This window comes from Sorangium sp. So ce426 (assembly GCF_051475585.1).
In the GTDB taxonomy this organism is placed as follows: domain Bacteria; phylum Myxococcota_A; class Polyangia; order Polyangiales; family Polyangiaceae; genus Sorangium; species Sorangium cellulosum_B.
In genome coordinates this window covers 12,788,761-12,805,608 of record NZ_CP150341.1, presented here as the reverse complement: position 1 = coordinate 12,805,608, position 16,848 = coordinate 12,788,761, and the positions used below count along the sequence as shown (strand labels likewise).

Here is a 16,848-nt window from a genome sequence, read left to right as displayed (position 1 = left end):
CCTGGTCACCGCGCCTCGCGCGTGCTTCGTCCGCCCACGTTCAAGATCGGTACGCGAATTGCCACCGAAAAGATGAGAGGAAACAATGAACAACCGTGAAGGTGCGAGTCGCGACGGAATGAGCCCGGCGCGGCCGGAGACGTCCGTCACGACGGCAGCCGCCATGCCGAGGCCGCCCGTGCGCCGCGCGGCGCCCGAAACGGACGACTCCGACCTGCCCGATCTGACGCCGGAGCAGCTCGACGAGCTCAAGCAGGCGCTCGAGGAGCGCCGGGCGGCCCTCGTCGCCAACATCGATGAGCGGCAGCACGCGGAGCGCGACATCTCGCGCGAGGTGGGCGACGAGATGGACGAGGCCAACGCCGAGGGCGCGACGTCGCTGACGTCGAAGCTCCTGGAGCGCGACGTCCGCGTGCTCGCCGAGATCGACCGTGCTCTCGCGAAGATGAAGGAGGGGAGCTACGGGATGTGCGAGGGTACCGGCGAGCCCATCGGTTACCGCCGCCTCAAGCTGCGTCCCTGGGCGCGCTACAGCGTCGCCTACCAGGAGCAGATCGAGCGCGAAGAGCGGACCGGCGGCGGCGCCTGATCGCTCCCCGCCAGCAGGCACCGCACGTCCCTCCCCGCCAGCGCGGGCGAGAGGCGTGCGGCCTGCGTTCGCGGAGGCGCATGTCCGCGGGAGCGCTCGAGCTCGCGCCGAGCGCCCTGGTCCGCGCAGCGGTCACACGCACGAGCAGGGCCCGCGCGACGAGGCGCCTCAGCCGCCCATCCGCTGGATGAAAGGGACGATGCGCTCGACGAAGGGCTGCTTGTGATAGCGGTCGAACTCCGCCCAGGTGCAGAGCGTCCGCGGATCCTTCACGCGATCGATAAAGAGCACGCCGTCGACGTGATCCTTCTCGTGCTGGAAGGTGCCCGCCGACAGCCCGCGCACGACGCGGTCGATCGGCCTCCCGTCGCGATCCAGGCCGGTGAGCCGGATCTCGGTGGCGCGATCGACAACACCCCTCAGGTTCGGGACGCTCAGGCACCCTTCGTAGTTCTCGAACGTCTCCTGCGTGAGCGGCTCGATCACCGGATTGACCACGATGGTGAGCGGGATGTTCGGCTTGTACGGATAGCGGGGGTTGTCCTGCACCTCGACCGCGAAGATGCGCACCGGCACATGGACCTGGGTGGCGGCGATGCCCGCGCCGTTCGCGTCGCGCATCGTCTCCACCAGATCGTCGATGAACGCCTGCATCGCAGGGGAGGAGAGCTCTTCTGCCGTGACCTCACGCGCTCGCTGCCTGAGGACAGGGTTGCCGATGTGGGCGATTTTCAGGAGCGTCACGCGGCGATCGTACCATGGACGCGCGCCGTCGGCCTGGCCGGCCATGGCGGCGCCCAGGCGCTGGTCCATGCGGCGCGCGGCGGCGTCAGCTATGGAGACGGGGCATGCGCTACTTCCCTGACGAGCCTTGCGTCCCCGAGCAGCAGCAGGCGACCGCCGTCATGCACCTCCGCTTCGAAGACGTCAGCCAGAACGGACAGGTGATGCTGGACGCGCTGCCGCACGGCCTCGGGCCCGCGGTCTGGGCGAAGCTCCTGCGGGCGAGCCCCGTCGAGGCGCTCATGCTCACGCAAGGGATCGTCCCGATCCTCACCCGCCTCATCATCGAGGGCGGAGAGGGGCCGATCGCGACGCGGGAGCCGCTGGAGCTGCAGGGCCGCTACCAGCTGGCGCACACGGAGGACGCGACCTCCCAGGTGAACCGGCTGATCCTGGCCATGTGGCTCTCGGCCAGCGGGCGCCGCAGCCGGACCTACGGCCCGCCGCCGCCCGGCGCGGGCGAGCCGATCCAGGTGGGTCGCGTGTTCGCGGAGCACGTCTTCACGCGGCCCTTCGCGGCGCCCGAGGCGCGCAAGGTGCTGCGCTTCGAGTCCCCGGATCTGCCGGCGGTGCCGCCCGAGCGCTACGACTTTCGCTCGCCGGAGGCGTTGATGGGCCTGCCCGAGGGCGCGGAGCCGCTCGACGCGAAGCCGACCCTGGATCCGATCCCGGTGGCGTTCGGCCTGGATCACACGGACGGGAACCAGCACGTGAACTCGCTCGTGTACCCGCGGCTCTTCGCGGAGGCCGCGCTGCGACGCCTCTCGGCGCAGGGCCATGGCACGGCGGTGCTCGCCCGGAGGGTGGAGGTCGCCTACCGCAAGCCGTGCTTCGCGGGCACGCAGGCGAGGATCATGCTGCGCACGTTCACCCTCGGCGGCGCGCTCGGCGCGCTCGGCGCGTTCGTGCCGGACGCGCCGGAAGACGCCGCCAGCGCAGCCCCCGGGGCGCGCGCCTATTGCTACATCCGCACGCTGTTCCAGGGCTGAGCCAGCGCGAGCGCGAAGCCGGCGCGGCCTCTGGAAGGACCGGCGTTCCGGGTCGGCGCCGCGCGCAGCGGCGCCGCGCGACGACCGGCCCGCTACGCGCTCACCGTGCGGGGAAGGCCGGCGCGATCGGCGATCTCGTCGTGGAAGGCGCGGAACGTCGACTCCTGGGGCCATGAGGGCGCGTCGGCGAGGAGCTCTTCGACGCGGGTGAGCTCGCCCTCGTCGATGGCGACGACGGCCGCGGCGTAACGCATGGCCCAGAAGACGAGCGGGCTTGCCTCGCTCGCGCGCTCCAGCAGCGCGCGGTCGCCCGGCACGCTCGTGTGAGCGAAGGCGCGGGCGAGCGCGCCGGCCGCCGCTCGCAGGATGACCACCCGGCTGCGAAAGGGCGAGCTGATGTCCGGGAGAGGGAGGCGCGCCAGGCGACGCGCCTGCGCGAGCGCCATGTCGCGATCGCCCTCGAAGGTGCAGAGGAGCGTGTCGAGGAAGAGGCGGTGCTCGAGGGCCGCTTCCCACGCGGGCCCCCGCTCGGCGGCGGCCATGGCCGCGCGCGCCTTCTCGACCCAGCCATAGGCCGCGAACGCCGTCGCCGTCATGAGCGGCGCCATCGTGGCGGGGTGCGGGATGCGGTGAAGCGACGTCGACCAGCGCCGCAGCACCGAGCCCACGTCGCCCGAGCGCAGCAGCCGGCGCAGCTTGCGGCGCGCGAGCCAGCGGGCCGCGGCGAACACGAGAACCACGCTGACCACCGCCGCCATGAGCACCGGCTGCTGCCAGGCGAGCCGGAGCGCGGCCGCTGCCAGCGCTGCGGAGCCGATGAAGAGAAGCACCGGAATCAGCCGGCTGCCCCGTCCCTCGTCCTCGGAATCGAACGGATTCACGACAGCTCCAAGCGTACGGGGCTTCCTGAACGAGGCAAGTCCCGGCCGATGCCGCTCCAGGTCGATCGCTCCACGCTCACACCACCACCCTTTGCACACCCCGATCGCAGCTCACGCTCACACCTCACTCACTCCGCGCTCACCCCCCCGAAGACTCCCGAGGAGGGAACCAAACGTGGGCGACGTGGGCGACGTGGGCGACGTGGGCGGCGGCGCTGCGTCCGCGAAGGAGTCGAGACGCCATGGCCCACGAATCGCCGCCGCGCGCGCCGTGGGGCTCGACATGGGGACGAGGTTCGACTACGAAGTCCCTGCGTCAGGCAACAGCGCCTGGACCTCATGGGTCCGCCGACAGCGCGCCGTGAACCCCGCCAGGCCCGGAAGGGAGCAACGGTAGCGGAAAGCGAGTGTGGCGGGCCCACTTACTTTTTGTCGGTCCAGTTGTGGGCCCGACGCGCTCCCGCGCTCACCTCGGGACGCGGTCCCAGCGCCGGGCCGTCGCCGCGCGGATGCAGGCCTCAGGGGGCGTCGAGCGCCGCCGGCGCGATGGGCGCGACGGGCACGGAGAACAGCGCCTCCGGGCTCGTCACGATGCGCGGGACATCCGCGTCGCGCAGCGGGCTCATGCCGTCAGCGGGCAGACGCTGCTGCACGATGCCCGCCGCTTCGTCGCCGCCCTCCAGCGTCACGGCGGAGAGGCGGCTGTCCAGGCCGACGCCGCCGTCGATGAGCACGCTCGCGCGGCGTGACGGGCGGATGGAAGGGTTGAGGGACTCGAGCCCGTTGCCGCTCAGGACGAGCCCGAAGATCGCGGCCTGCGCGCGCTCCTGCCAGCTCACGCCGTCGCCGACGACCTCCTGGGCGAGCCCGCCGTCCGCGCTCACCACCGCCGAGTCCGCGAAGGTCCCGGCGATGCGCATGCCATCGATGATGATGCCGCGCGCGTCGCCGCTCATCCCCAGGCCGATGGCCCGGTTCTTCTCGAGCAGGCCTCCGGTGAGCTGGACGGTCTGCTCCGGCGTCGTGTGCTGGATCCAGATCCCGGGCTGGTTGCCGCTCACCTCGAAGCCCTCGCCGCTCTCGCCGAGGGCTGCGTTCGCCCGATCGATCAGGAGACCGAACCCGGTGTTGTCGGCGACCTTGAGGGCCGCCGCGTCGAGGCTCGAGCAGCCGGACACGGAGATGCCGCCGCTCGGGTCGAACCCGCTCAGGCCATTGCCGCTGACCTCGACGAAAGACATCGTGGCGCGCGCCCCGACGAGCGACACGCCGACCACCTTGCTGTCGCGGACGAGCGCGTCCTCGACGTGGAGCTCCACCGGCGCCTCGCAGTCACAGCCGCCGGTGCACTGCGCCCACAGCCCCGGCCCCTGCGAGCCCGAGACGACAGACCGCACGACGGAGACGCGGGCGGCGTCGAACGCGCTCAGGCCGTACCGCGCGGAGCCCTCGATCGCCGACGCGACGAGGTCGAGCGACGCGCCGAGGCCGAGCGTCACGCCGTCGGACGCGCTGCCGACGACGCGCACCGCCTCGATCCGCGCCCGGGCGCCGGCCGCGATCCGCACGCCGCCCTCGCCCACGGTCAACGCCCGGAGGACGGCGCCGTCGCCGGCCGCGAGCGAGACCGCCGCGACACTCACGGAGCCAGCGCCCCGGCCGAGCAGGCTCACGCCGGGGGGCAGATCGATCGGGCCGTAGGCGCCAGGGCCGAGCGCGATGCACGCCCCAGGTCGAGCGGCCTCGGTCGCCTGCGAGAGCGCGGCGGCGCTCGAGACCTCGATGACCTCGGCGCAATCGACCGACGCGGCGCAGAAGTCCCCGTCGCAGAGCGCTCCCGCGGGGACACCGATGCACGCGCCGGACGCCGCGCGCGCGCCAGGGCATCCGCCCGGCGGCGCGGGATCCGACGCGCACCCGAGCGCCGCCGAGCCGAGCGCGGCCGCGGCGGTCAGAACGATAGCTGCCTGATTCCAAGACTCGATCATGACGAACGTCTCCCGCGCGGCACGTCGCGCTACCTGACGAGAAAGGGTCAGCGCCTCAGGGATCCGAGAGCAGCGCGCGGCACTCGGCCGCCCGCGCCGCGAGCTCGCCGTCCCGGAAATGCGCCGCCAGCGAGGCGGAGAGCTGCGCCACGGCCGCCTCGGCGCGAGGGCGGGTCGAGGCGTCGCGGAGGGCCGCGCGGCAGATCCGCGCGAGGCCGAGCGCGACGTCCGCGAGGTACACGCGCCCGCCGCCCACCTCGGCGAGCCGCAGCGCCGCGCAGCCGGACTCGAGCGCCTCGCCGACGTGGCCGGCCGCGAGCAGCGCGGCGGCGAGGTTGCGGTACGCGTCCGGGAGATCGGCGCCGGCGCCGGCCTGCTCGCCCAGCCTCACGGCGCGCCGCGCGTGCTCCAGCGCGGCGTGCGGGCGCGCGAGGCGGAGCTCGACCTCCGCGAGGTTGTTGTGGCCCGACGCGATCGCCTGGAGATCGCCGAGCCGCTCCTTCAGCGCGAGCGCTCGGGCGAACACCTCCCGCGCGCCGCCGAGATCGCCCTTCGCGAACAGCACCGCCGCGACGCCGTTCAGCGCGAAGCCCAGCGCCTCTGGGTACGCGCGCTCGTCGACGGCCCGCGCGGCCTGGCGGTAGCAGCGCTCCGCCTGCGCCAGCCGACCGCGCGAGTAGAACACCGTCCCGAGCGCGAGGAGCAGCTGCGACGCCGCCACGCGGCGGCGGTCGTCGCCTCGATGCAGCGTCCGGCAGATGCGCAGGCTCCGGAGCGCGACCGCGCGGCACGCGTCGAGATCGCCGGCGCGCCGGTGGAGCGCCGCGAGCAGCCCGTACATGGGGAGCGTCTCCGGGGCGGCGCCGCCGCGCTCCGCGAGCGAGATCGCGCGCTCGACCAGCGCGCGCGCGTCGGCCGTCGCGCCGCGCACCTTGAGCACGAGGGCGAGGCGGAAATCCACGCGCGCATCCCAGAACAGCGCCGCCTCCGGGCCTTTCGCGGGCGGGGCGGAGGCGCGCCGCTCGACGCGGAGGATCCTCGCCCGCGCCTCGAGGTACGCGCGCTCCGCCTCGTCGAGCCGGCCCGCCCTGCGGAGGGCGTCGCCGACGTCGAGCAACAGCGCCGCGCGCTCGTGCCAGGCGAACAGCCGGCGCTCGTCGCCCCCCGGCGCGGCGGACGACGGGGCGCGCGCCGCAGAGCCCCTCGCCGGGGCGCCGTCCGCCGCGCTCGCGTGGATCTCCCGGGCCCGCTCGAAGTGCCGCAGCGCCTCGGCGTTCTGCCCGAGCGACGACGCGCTCGCCGCCGCGCGCGCGTAGGCGAGCGCCGCGCTCCGCGCGTCGCCGCCGCGATCATGGTGGAGCGCCGCGAGCGCCTCCCCGAGCCCCCGCGGCGCGCGCGCAGGCGAGCGCCCCGCCGAGACGCCGTCGACCCAGGCGGCGACCGCGCGATGCATGGCCCGGCGCACCTTGAGGCTGAGCGTCTCGTAGGCGATCTCCTGGGTCGCCGCCTCGGCGAAGACGTACTCGCAGTCCTCGGGGAACGTCGACGCGTCACGCGCCTGGATGATCTGCTGATCCCGGAGCCGCCGCAGCACGTCCGCAGTGCTCGATCCGCCGCCGTCGAGCGGCGCGGCGCCGCGGAGGTGGTCGATCGCGCCCTTCCAGAACGTCCTGCCGACCACGGCCGCCTGCGCCAGGACCGCGCGCGCCTCGCCGTCGAGCCGATCGAGCCGCGCCTGGACGATGCCCTGGATCGTCGCCGGCAGCGAGAGCCGGGCGAGCTGCTCCTCGTGCAGGATCCAGGGCTCGTCGAGGCGCCGCTCGAGCGCGCCGGCGTCGATGAGCAGGTACAGCGTCTCGGTCAGCGTGAGCGGGTTGCCCTCGGCGCGCTCCGCCAGGGCGCGGATGGCCTCGGCGGAGCAGCGCGCGACGAGGCGGAGGCGCTCGCGCGCCATGTCCTCGATGTGCCGCCGCGGCAGCGGGCCGAGATCGAGGCGCGCGTGGCTCGCCTTCCCTTCGCCCCAGTGCGGCCGCCGCTCGTAGAGCTCGGGCCGGGCCGCGCCGACGAGCAGCAGGGGCGCGTCCGACAGGCGCACGGCGAGATCGTCGAAGAGGTCGAGGCTGGCGTCGTCCGCCCAGTGGATGTCGTCGAGCAGCACGACGACGGCTCCGCGCGCGGCCATCGCGCGCAGCAGCATCGCGACGGCCGCGGCCACCCGCTTCGCCACCTCGGCGCCGCCCTCGTCGGGGACGATCGCCGTCGCGGGCGCGGCTTGCGCCGCCGGGCACGGGCAGAGCACGGCCGCGACCTCCGCCAGCGCGTCCTCCAGGGCGAGCGGGTGCGGCGCGCCGCCGGCCTCGCCTCCGGCGTCGACGCCGAGGACGCCGCTCGCGAGCTTGCGCAGCACGACGTCGCGCGCGTCGCCGTCCTGGACGCGGAAATGAGCGCGAAGGAGCGACGCGGCGAGGTGGTAGCTCGCATCCATCGACAGCGACGAGCACGCCGCGCCGAGCACGATGCACGGTTCCGCGCACGGTTCCGCCTGCGACAGCGCCCTCGTTCGGACCTCGGCGAGGAGGCGGCTGCGGCCGATGCCGCCCGCGCCGATCACCGAGACGAACATCGCGCGCCGCTCCGCGATGACCGTCTCCAGCGCCTCCGAGAGCCGCTGCACCTCCCCCGCCCTCCCGACGAAGCGGGTGTCGAGGCCGAGGAAATCGGATCCCGCGCCCGATCCGCTCGCGAGCTTCAGCACACGGAAGCACGGCGCGCCGTCGCCTTGCGGCTCGACCTGGAAGAGCCCGGCCACCTGCCGGAACGTGGGCTGCGCGATCAGCACCGCGCCGGGCGCGGCGGCTTGCTGGAGCTGCGCGGCCGCCTTCAAGGCCTCGCCGGAGGCGTCGACCGGGGCGCCCCGTCCGGTCGCGCCGCTCACGAACAGCCTCCCCGTGCTGATGCCCACGCGCAACCTCGGCCGGGAGCGCGGCGGCAGCTCTACAGGGAGCGACGCGGCGTCGAGCGACGCGAGCTCCAGCCCGGCGCGGACGGCGCGCTCGGCGTCGTTGTCGCTCGCGCGCGGCGCGCCGAACAGCGCGGTGACGACGCCCTCGCTCCTGCCCTGCACGACGCCCCCGAGCGCCTCGACGCGCTCGCGGACGAGCTCGCGGCACGCCTCGCGGAGCTCCAGCTCCTGCTCGGGATCGAGCGGCTCCTGCCCGTCGTCGCCGGCGACGATCTCCGCGGAGAGCACGGTGCAGACGCGGTACTCACCCGCGGGCGCCGCGACCTTCGCCCCGCCCGCGGGCGCCGCGACCTTCGTGGCGTCCGCGGGCGCCGGGGCGGCCGGGGGCGCCGCGCTCGGACCCCGCGGAGACGCCTGGTCGGCGCTCGGCGAGATCGCGGAGAGCGGGGCAGCCGGCGGCCGGAGCGCGGAGCCGGCGCGCGCGGACGCGAGCGCTTCACCGAGCTCGCGCGCGTCCCGGAAGCGCGCTGCGGGCTCGACCGCGACGGCCCGCGCGACGACCGCCTCGAGCGCGGGGCTCGCCTCGACGCCGAGCCCCGCGAGCGACGGCCGCCTGCGCGGGTCCACGGCGGCGAGGTAGAGCTCGGCCCAGTCGCGCCCGTCGATCGGCGGCTTCCCCGAGGCGAGCTCCAGCAGCACGAGCCCGAGCGCGAACACGTCCGTCCAGGGCCCCGTCGCGCCGAGCTTCGGCTCGAACTGCTCCGGAGCGCCGTAGAGCGGCGTGAACACGTGCAACGTCGGCGACGTCGCGAGCACCTGCGTCGTGTCGCTGGGGCTCACGGCCCGCGCCGCGGCCGCCACGGCTCGCCTCGTCTCCGCGAGCGCCTTCGACAGCGGCATCGACGCGTCGATCACCTTGGCGATGCCGAAATCGACGACCTTGATCGTCGTCGCGCCGGGAATCTCGACGAGGAACAGGTTCGCCGGCTTGACGTCGCGGTGAGAGACCCGCTCGTCGTGCGCCATCGCGAGCGCGCCCACCGCGGGTGCCAAAAGCTCGATCGCCTCGTCGACGGAGTACGGCGCGCGCCCGGAGGCGCGCCGCGCCTCGATGTGCTGCGCGAGCGTCTCTCCCTCGAGCCACTCCATGACGATGTACGGCGTCCAGCAGCCCTCCGGCGAGGTCGCGGCGGAGACGTCGAGCGCCTGGACGATGCCCGTCGTCCGGCGCGAGAGCCGGTGCAGCAGCCGGGCCTCGCGCTCGAACGTGTCGAGCAGCGACTGCCGCTCTTCCGGCAGGAGATCTGCGGGGATCTTCAGGCACTTGACCGCCACCTGCTCCTGGAATCCCAGGTGGGTCGCCCGGTAGACCACGCCGAACGTCCCCTCGCCGGCCACGGCGTCCACCAGCAGCTTGCCGCCGATGGTGCTGCCCACCCAGCCGAACGGGTCCCGCGCGATCATCCGCGGAAATTCTACTGCCCGCGCCGCGGCGCCGGGAGCGCGCCGCCTCGCAGCGATGACGATCGCCGCCCCGCGCGCGCTGGACCACCTCGACCGCCACGGCCGGGGAGCCCCGCGAGCCCAGCGAGCCCCGCTCGCCCCGCGGGCGCGAGGCGAGCGCGACGGCGGTCGCCCTGCGCGCGCGTCCGTGCTACGCAGCCGGCTGCTGGGCGTGCCCTCGGTCCTGGCGACCGTCCCGCGAACGCTGCCGCGACGGTCCCCGGAACGGATCGCACGCGCGCAGCGGCAGGGCGTCGCTCGTCGTCCGGCGCGACTCTGGGGTGCGATGTGGCTGAGCCGGAGATTCTTTCCCGCGATGGTGGCTCGCTCGAGCTCCTGATCATCACCCAGAGCTCGATGAGCACCCGGCAGCTGCCGGGCTCGGGCAGCGTCGTCCTGGGCAGGGACGAGGACGCCGGCATCTGCGTCCCCGACGCCTCGGTGTCGCGCCGGCACGCGGTGCTGCACCTCGGCCCGCCGCTCCGGATCGAGGACCTCGGCAGCAGCAACGGGACCCGCGTGCGCGCCCGGCACTGCAGCGCGGCGACCGAGCGCCTGATCGATGTGGGCAAGAGCACGCCCGCGCGCGGCGCTGCGGTCGAGCTCTCGCCCGGCGACGTCATCTACCTCGGCGCCGCGCGCGTCGTCCTCCGCCAGAAGGGCGGCGAGCGGGACGCGGGGAAGGACGTCATCGTCAAGGACGACGCGATGCGCGCCGTCTACGAGCTCGCCCAGCGCGTCGCGAACGGCCCGATCAACATCCTCCTGCTCGGCGAGACGGGCGCCGGCAAGGAGGTGCTGGCCGAGTCGATCCACAGGGCCTCGCCGCGCGCGAGCCGCCCGCTCCTGCGCCTGAGCTGCGTCGCGCTGTCCGAGTCGCTGCTCGAGAGCGAGCTGTTCGGCCACGAGCGCGGCGCCTTCACCGGCGCCGTCCGGGCGAAGCCGGGGCTGCTCGAGACGGCCGAAGGGGGCACCGTGTTCCTCGACGAGATCGGCGAGCTGCCGCCCTCGATCCAGGCCAAGCTGCTCCGGGTCATCGAGGAGCGGAAGGTGATGCGGGTCGGCGGGCTGACCCCCATCAAGATCGACGTCCGCTTCGTCTCGGCCACGCACCGCGACCTCGAGGCCGAGGTGAGCCGCGGCGCGTTCCGGCAGGACCTGTATTTCCGGCTGAACGGCGTGACCCTCTCCATCCCGCCGCTGCGCGAGCGGCCCGGGGAGGTCGCGGCGCTGGCGCAGCTCTTCGCGGAGCGCACGGCGAAGGAGCTCTTCCCCGGCGAGGCGAGCGCCGCGTCCGTTCCGATCTCGCCCGCGGCCCTGGCCGCGCTCCAGCGCCACAGCTGGCCAGGCAACATCCGGGAGCTGCGCAACGTGATCGAGCGCGCGGTGATCCTCGCCAACGGGGCGCCCATCGGGCCGGAGCACCTGCTCCTCTCCTCTCTGGCCGATCCCACCCGTCCATCGCATGCCATGCCCCTTCCGGCGCGCCCGCCGCAGGCGCCCTCGAACGCGCGTGCGCCGGCGCCGGCGCCGGCCTCAGCATCGACGATTGCGAGGAGCGTGCCCGACGGCGCGAAGAGCGCGCCGGACGGCGTGGACCCGGGCCCCACCCGGCTGCGCGACGCCATGGAGGCCCACGAGCGCGAGCGCATCGTCCAGGCGCTCGAGCAGTGCATGGGGAACCAGACGCGCGCCGCGGCGCTGCTCGGGATCTCACGGCGCACGCTGGTCGAGCGGATCCGCGTGTACGGGCTGCCGCGGCCGCGCAAGGCCTGAGCGTTGCGCAGATCGCCGCGCAACCCGGCGTCGATCTGGCGTCGATTGCGCGAGGGCTCGCTCAACCGAGCGGCCGCCCGCGCAACACCTCAGGCGGGCGTCTCGCGCCGCTCCAGCGGGGCGAGCTCGATCCCGAGCTCCGTGGCGAACCGGAAGATGCGCTCGTCGCGGTAGAACTCGCCGAAGACGACGCGCGAGAGCCCCGCGTTCGCGATCATCTTGAAGCACCCCCAGCAAGGCGAGGCCGTGACGTAGACCGTCGCGCCGTCGATCCGCACCCCGTTCCGCGCGGCCTGGATGATGGCGTTGGCCTCCGCGTGGATCGTGCGCACGCAGTGGCCATCCTCGATCAGGTGCCCGTCCTCGTCGCAGTGAGGCAGCCCCCGGATCGAGCCGTTGTACCCGGTCGCGAGGATGCTCTTGTCGCGCACGATCACCGCGCCGACGTGCTTCCGATCGCAGGTCGCCCGCGACGCGACGACCTCGGCGATGCGCATGAAATATTCATCCCACGAAGCCCGATGCGTCATCGCTCACCTCCACGGCGGGGGATCCGCGCCCGCCGCCCCCTCGACGTCCCCTCGACGCCGAGCGACCCGCGCTCGCCGATCCCTCCAGAATGTTCAGGGATCCGCCCTCCGGTCCCCCTCGCGAAGGGCCCGGCGGCGCGCGCCCGCGGCCCCGGCTGAGCCGCGCCGCGCGCCCAGCGGGCGCTTCTAACACGACGCCGGGCGCCGCGGAGCCCCCCGCGGGCGCGGGACCGCGCGAGGCGCCTCGACAGCGAGGCCCGGCGCGTGGTAGCGCGCGGGGGTGAGCTCCGCCGCCCCCCGAAGGTCAGATCGCCGCATCCTCGTGCTCGGCTCCGGGGGGCGCGAGCACGCCCTCGCGCGTGCGTTCGCCCGATCGCCCTCGGTCGCCGAGGTGATCGTGGCGCCCGGGAACGCCGGGACCCACGCGCGAGCGGGCGCCGGCCGCGCCCCGATCCGCCGCGTCGACCTCCCGTCCCTGTCGCCCGCCGAGGCGACCCGGCTCGCCGTCCGCGAGCGCGCCGACCTGGTCGTCGTCGGCCCCGAGGCGCCGCTCTGCGCCGGCGTCGCCGACGCGCTCGCCGCCGAGGGCGTCGCCGTCTTCGGGCCGAGCCGCGAGGCGGCGCGCCTCGAGGGGTCGAAGGCGTTCCTCAAGGAGTTCGCCGCCCGCCACGGGATCCCGACCGCGCCGTTCCGGATCGTGCGCTCCTTCGACGAGGCGGCCCGCGTCATCCGCGAGCGCGGCGCGCCCATCGTCGTGAAGGCCGACGGGCTCTGCGCCGGCAAGGGCGTCGTCGTCGCGACGACCGTCGACGAGGCGCTCGCGGCAGCGAAGGACATGCTCGTGGATCGCCGCTTCGGCGACGCCGGCGCGACCGTGATCCTCGAGGACGCGATCCAGGGCGAGGAGGCCAGCGTGCACGCAATCAGCGACGGCGAGGCGATCTTCGTCCTGCCGGCGGCGCGCGATCACAAGCGCGTCGGCGAGGGCGACACCGGGCCGAACACGGGCGGCATGGGCGCGTTCGCGCCGAGCGCCCGCGTCACCCCTGCCCTTACCGCGCGCGTCGAGCGCGAGATCCTCCGGCCGACGATCGACGGCATGCGGGCGGAGGGGAGGCCCTTCCGCGGGGTGCTGTTCGCGGGCCTGATGATCACGCCCGCCGGGGACCCCATCCTGCTCGAGCACAACGTCCGCTTCGGCGATCCCGAGTGCGAGGCGCTGATGGAGCTGCTCGAGGGCGACGTCGCCGAGCTCTGCGCGTCTGCCGCGGCGGGCGCGCTCGCTCCCGGGGCGGCGCGCGTCGCCCCCGGCCGCCACGCGCTCACCGTCGTGCTCGCGGCGCGCGGCTACCCCACGGCGCCGGTGACCGGCGACGTCATCCGCGGCCTCGACGCCGCGGCCGCGGTGGAGGGCGCCTTCGTGAACCACGCGGGCACGGCCGAGCGGGACGGCGCTGTCGTGACCGCCGGGGGCCGCGTGCTCGCCGTCACCGCCGCGGGCGACTCGATCGCCGAGGCGCGGGAGCGCGCCTTCCGCGCCGCGGGCGCCATCGACTTCGACGGCAAGGTGCTCCGCCGCGACATCGGGGTGGACGGAGCGCGCGCGGCCGGGTGAGACGGCACCATGGAACCCATCGTCGATCTCGCCCCAGGCGCTGAGGAGAACCCGCTCGCGGCCTACCTCGGTCACCTCATCCGCGAGCACCTCGCGCGCGACCCGAAGCGCGCCTCCGATTTCCGGGCGCTGCGCGGGTCGGTGCTCGTCGTCGCGCAGGACGTCGATACGTCCATGACGATGCGCTTCGACCACGGGCGGCTCACCATCCACGACGGCGCCATCGGCATTCCGTCCGTCACGTTCTGTGGCGACGAATCGGCGCTCCGCCGGCTCCCCGACGTCGCGTTCCACCGCTGGCTGCGCCTCCCGAAGCTGGGGGTGCTGCACCGTCGACAGAGCGGCCCCCTGCGCGACCTCGCGCGCCTCGTGGCCCGCGGGGAGCTCAAGATCTACGGCCTCGTCGCGCACCCAAGGCTCCTCCTTAGACTGCTCCGGGTCCTCTCTCGCCTCCCCTGAGCGCCTCGCCCAGGCCGGTAGCAACGCCGCGCGACGACACGCGACAACGTGCGACGACGATGCGACGACGATGCGACGACGGCGATAACTGGTGTGATACTGTAAGACGAAAGCGGACGTCCCGTCCGGATTGCACGGCCGTTCTTGTGGGCTTGCAAACCAATGCTACACGGCCCGAAAGCTGTCTTTTGACGGCCTGTTGGGCTGTTGGTATGGCTCGATCATGGGCATCCGATTGCGCTACCTCGCCCACGATCTCGAGGTGCCGCTCGGCGAGTTCTTCATCGGACGGAGCGCGGACTGCCAGCTGTCGCTGGACGACCCGCTGGTGTCGCGCAGGCACGCGCTGCTGACCGTCGGTGAGGGCGGCGTCGCGATCGAGGATCTCGGCAGCCGCAACGGCGTGCTCATCAACGGGGCTCGGATCGCGGGGCGCCAGATCCTGTCGGACGGCGACAAGATCGCGATCGGGGGGCAGGAGATGTTCCTGCTCGGGGCCATCGAGCCGAGCTCGGCGCACTCGCCGCGGAGCGCGCCGCTCTGGACGAGGCAGCAGAACGCGCGCACGGTCGACATGAGCGAGATGCCCGCAGGCGAGGACGACGGCGCGACGGCCATCGCCTCCCGGAGGTCGCTCCCCGGGCTCGTCCCCCAGCACCCGGACAAGCGCGTGCACGCGCTCAGCCTCATCGGCAGCGTCGCCGACAAGGCGCTCGCCCTGGGGCGCGTCGACGAGGCCGAGCGCATCCTCCAGCGCTCGCTCAGCGACATCCTCACGAAGGCGCGGGACGGAGGCGTCGGCGCCGTGCAGCCCGAGCTGGTCGAGAAGGCAAGCATGTATGCGGCCCGCCTCGCCGCGGCGACGGGTCGGGGCTCGTGGATCAACTACATTTTCGAGCTGAATACCCGGCTCGAGCTCCTCCTCCCCGCCTACCTCGTCGATGAGCTGTATAGTGTCCTGCGCAAGGTGAAGGCCGTCGACATGTCCATTCTCCGTGGCTATGCGAAGCGGCTCCGCGAGCGCGCTGGTGAGCGTACGCCGGCGGAGCGGTTCATCCTCCAGCGCATTGAAGGGCTCGAGCGCCTCGGCGCACTGAAATAGACCATGCCTTTCCGCCTCCGGTACTTGGCGCACGATTTCGAGCTCCCCGAAGGGCCCTTCGTGATTGGCCGGAGCGGCGACTGCCAGCTCTCGCTCGATGACCCGCTGGTGTCGCGGCGCCACGCGACGCTGCAGGTGCGCAACGACGGCGTGGCCTTGCACGATCTCGAGAGCAGGAACGGCGTGTACGTCAACGGCACGCGCATCTCCGGCCAGCGCGAGCTGACCGACGGCGACCGCATCATCATCGGCAGCCAGGAGATGCTGCTCTACGGCGGGGAGGAGTCGCGCCCCCACGACGCCTACGGGGTCGAGTTCCGTCGCGCGACGGCGACGCTCGGCGCGATGGCGCTGACCGAGATGCGCAAGATGTCGGACGACCCGACGGAGCTCACGAGCCCGACGGGAGACGGCGGATCCAAGGGCTTCCAGTCGCTGCGCCTGCTCGCGAGCCTCGCCGACAAGGCGCTGGCGATGGGCCGCAGCGAGGAGGCCGAGCGCATCCTGCAGACGGTGCTGATCGACATCCTGAGCCGCGCGCGGACGAACGTGCCGCTGGAGATGCCGGCCGCCGAGCTCGCCGCGCGCTACGCGGCTCGCCTCGCCGGCGCCACGACCAAGGGGACGTGGGTCAACTACGCGTTCGAGCTCTTCACGATCGCCCGCCGCCCGCTGCCCGGCCCCGTCGTCGACGAGCTCTACACCGTCGTCCGGCGCGTCAAGACGCTCGATATCCAGCCGCTCAGGATCTACCTCGACGACCTGCGCCGGATGGCTCCGTCGTTCGGTCCGACCGAGCGGTTCTTGATGCAGCGGATCGAGGGTCTCGAGCGCCTCGTCGCGGCGAAGTAGCCTCCGCATCGCCGCCGGGCGTCGCGGGAGCGGCGGCCTCTGGCGACACGCGCGACACGCGCGACACGCGCGGAGCCGGCGGCGGCGCCGTGCGAGCGGCCCCGTGCGGAACAGGCGGCGGCGCCGCGCGTGAAGCAGGCGGCGGCACACCTGGGGCCGGCGCCGCGGAGGGCTGGAGCGGCGGCGGCGCGTTGCGGGGACGCGCGCTCGCCTCGGCTTCCTGCCAGCCGAGGTTCCTCGCGGCGGCCTTCGCGATCGCCTCGCGCAGCTCGGTGTCGGCGACCTTCCCGAGCTCTCGCCGCACCTCGGCCGGGAGCGGCGCCTCCTTCGGGGTCGGGCGGACCTCCTCGCGCCACGGCGGCCGCGCGACCGGGTCCACCTTGCCCACGCGGAACCGGAGGGACTGCACCGGGAGGCCGCGCGACCGGAGCTGCGCGGTGATGGTGTCGCCGAGCAGCGAGAGCTCCTGCGCCCACATCGAGCTCGCCGCGCGGACGTGGAGCACGCCGCGCTCCAGCTTGAGCGGCCGCGCGCGCGCGGCGATCCTGGACCCCACGGCCGCTTCCCACTCGCGGAACGGCATCGGCGAGGTGTCGACCTCCGACGGCGCCGAGAGCGAGGACCCGCGCTGGATCAGCGCACCCAGCCGTTCGATCCCACCTCCGCTCCGACGCGACATGCGCGCCGAGCGTAGCAGCCTGACAGCGCCGTGCTCCGGCAGAGCGCGCCGTCCAGGCTCGCCCAGCGTCACGGACGGTCAGCCCCTACGGCGCCGCCTTGTGACCAAGGCGGTCGCCCGCCAGAGCAAGGCACCCGCCC

General features: G+C 74.0%; 13 protein-coding genes and 1 other RNA gene. 8 read left to right on the top strand and 6 right to left on the bottom strand.

The genetic code is table 11. The features are described 5' to 3' along the window. The first annotated feature begins 118 nt into the window (after window positions 1-118). The gene (locus tag WMF44_RS48165) at window positions 119-589 is read left to right on the top strand and encodes a TraR/DksA family transcriptional regulator (protein ID WP_437296779.1); all 471 of its coding nucleotides are present in this window, start codon (window positions 119-121) and stop codon (window positions 587-589) included. 168 nt (window positions 590-757) lie between these two features. Here WMF44_RS48165 and def read toward each other — a convergent pair whose 3' ends face one another. Further along, entirely contained in the window at window positions 758-1,333 is a 576-nt protein-coding gene (gene def, locus WMF44_RS48160) for a peptide deformylase (protein WP_437296778.1), read from the bottom strand. A gap of 104 nt (window positions 1,334-1,437) precedes the next feature. Here def and WMF44_RS48155 point away from each other — a divergent pair, with 104 nt between their 5' ends. Then, window positions 1,438-2,361 carry a hypothetical protein gene (locus tag WMF44_RS48155; RefSeq protein ID WP_437296777.1) on the top strand — a complete coding sequence of 308 codons (924 nt, stop codon included), beginning with the start codon at window positions 1,438-1,440 and terminating at the stop codon, window positions 2,359-2,361. 92 nt (window positions 2,362-2,453) lie between these two features. On the opposite strand, the gene WMF44_RS48150 is transcribed toward WMF44_RS48155, so the two are convergent. Further along, window positions 2,454-3,242 (bottom strand): hypothetical protein, encoded by a 789-nt coding sequence (locus tag WMF44_RS48150; protein WP_437296776.1) that lies wholly within the window; start codon window positions 3,240-3,242, stop codon window positions 2,454-2,456. Window positions 3,243-3,579: 337 nt separating this feature from the next. Here WMF44_RS48150 and ffs point away from each other — a divergent pair. Continuing rightward, an RNA gene (ffs, locus tag WMF44_RS48145) (signal recognition particle sRNA small type) lies at window positions 3,580-3,669 on the top strand. A 91-nt stretch (window positions 3,670-3,760) separates the two neighbouring features. Here ffs and WMF44_RS48140 read toward each other — a convergent pair. Beyond that, window positions 3,761-5,230 carry a hypothetical protein gene (locus WMF44_RS48140; RefSeq protein ID WP_437296775.1) on the bottom strand — a complete coding sequence of 490 codons (1,470 nt, stop codon included), beginning with the start codon at window positions 5,228-5,230 and terminating at the stop codon, window positions 3,761-3,763. 55 nt (window positions 5,231-5,285) lie between these two features. After that, a complete protein-coding gene (locus WMF44_RS48135; protein WP_437296774.1) occupies window positions 5,286-9,656 on the bottom strand; it encodes a protein kinase domain-containing protein in 4,371 nt (1,456 codons plus the stop codon). Window positions 9,657-9,983: 327 nt separating this feature from the next. Here WMF44_RS48135 and WMF44_RS48130 point away from each other — a divergent pair, with 327 nt between their 5' ends. After that, window positions 9,984-11,471, top strand: coding sequence for a sigma 54-interacting transcriptional regulator (locus WMF44_RS48130; protein ID WP_437296773.1), 1,488 nt, complete (start codon window positions 9,984-9,986; stop codon window positions 11,469-11,471). Between the two features lie 89 nt (window positions 11,472-11,560). On the opposite strand, the gene WMF44_RS48125 is transcribed toward WMF44_RS48130, so the two are convergent. After that, entirely contained in the window at window positions 11,561-12,001 is a 441-nt protein-coding gene (locus WMF44_RS48125; RefSeq protein WP_044967417.1) for a deoxycytidylate deaminase, read from the bottom strand. Between the two features lie 280 nt (window positions 12,002-12,281). Between WMF44_RS48125 and purD the strand changes: the two genes are divergently transcribed. The 4 genes from purD to WMF44_RS48105 all read left to right on the top strand — a co-directional run bounded on the left by purD (window position 12,282) and on the right by WMF44_RS48105 (window position 16,029). Next, a complete protein-coding gene (gene purD / locus WMF44_RS48120; RefSeq protein ID WP_437296772.1) occupies window positions 12,282-13,616 on the top strand; it encodes a phosphoribosylamine--glycine ligase in 1,335 nt (444 codons plus the stop codon). 9 nt (window positions 13,617-13,625) lie between these two features. Further along, the gene (locus WMF44_RS48115; RefSeq protein WP_437296771.1) at window positions 13,626-14,075 is read left to right on the top strand and encodes a hypothetical protein; all 450 of its coding nucleotides are present in this window, start codon (window positions 13,626-13,628) and stop codon (window positions 14,073-14,075) included. Between the two features lie 223 nt (window positions 14,076-14,298). Continuing rightward, window positions 14,299-15,177: an FHA domain-containing protein gene (locus WMF44_RS48110; RefSeq protein WP_437296770.1), complete on the top strand. Its 879-nt coding sequence runs from the start codon at window positions 14,299-14,301 to the stop codon at window positions 15,175-15,177. Window positions 15,178-15,180: 3 nt separating this feature from the next. Further along, window positions 15,181-16,029, top strand: a complete 849-nt coding sequence (locus tag WMF44_RS48105; protein ID WP_012241622.1) for an FHA domain-containing protein — start codon at window positions 15,181-15,183, stop codon at window positions 16,027-16,029. Here the strand turns inward: WMF44_RS48105 and WMF44_RS48100 are convergent. Continuing rightward, entirely contained in the window at window positions 15,920-16,612 is a 693-nt protein-coding gene (locus tag WMF44_RS48100) for a DUF721 domain-containing protein (protein ID WP_437301693.1), read from the bottom strand. The genes WMF44_RS48105 and WMF44_RS48100 overlap by 110 nt on opposite strands. Window positions 16,613-16,848 lie beyond the last annotated feature (236 nt).

Excerpts from the sequence above, each read along its gene's own strand:
- WMF44_RS48125 (WP_044967417.1), bottom strand. The coding sequence starts at position 12,001 with ATGACGCATCGGGCTTCGTGGGATGAATATTTCATGCGCATCGCCGAG.
- WMF44_RS48105 (WP_012241622.1), top strand. The coding sequence starts at position 15,181 with ATGCCTTTCCGCCTCCGGTACTTGGCGCACGATTTCGAGCTCCCCGAA.
- WMF44_RS48165 (WP_437296779.1), top strand. The coding sequence starts at position 119 with ATGAGCCCGGCGCGGCCGGAGACGTCCGTCACGACGGCAGCCGCCATG.
- WMF44_RS48100 (WP_437301693.1), bottom strand. The coding sequence starts at position 16,612 with ATGCCGTTCCGCGAGTGGGAAGCGGCCGTGGGGTCCAGGATCGCCGCG.
- WMF44_RS48140 (WP_437296775.1), bottom strand. The coding sequence starts at position 5,230 with ATGATCGAGTCTTGGAATCAGGCAGCTATCGTTCTGACCGCCGCGGCC.
- WMF44_RS48115 (WP_437296771.1), top strand. The coding sequence starts at position 13,626 with ATGGAACCCATCGTCGATCTCGCCCCAGGCGCTGAGGAGAACCCGCTC.
- WMF44_RS48155 (WP_437296777.1), top strand. The coding sequence starts at position 1,438 with ATGCGCTACTTCCCTGACGAGCCTTGCGTCCCCGAGCAGCAGCAGGCG.
- WMF44_RS48110 (WP_437296770.1), top strand. The coding sequence starts at position 14,299 with ATGGGCATCCGATTGCGCTACCTCGCCCACGATCTCGAGGTGCCGCTC.
- WMF44_RS48135 (WP_437296774.1), bottom strand. The coding sequence starts at position 9,656 with ATGATCGCGCGGGACCCGTTCGGCTGGGTGGGCAGCACCATCGGCGGC.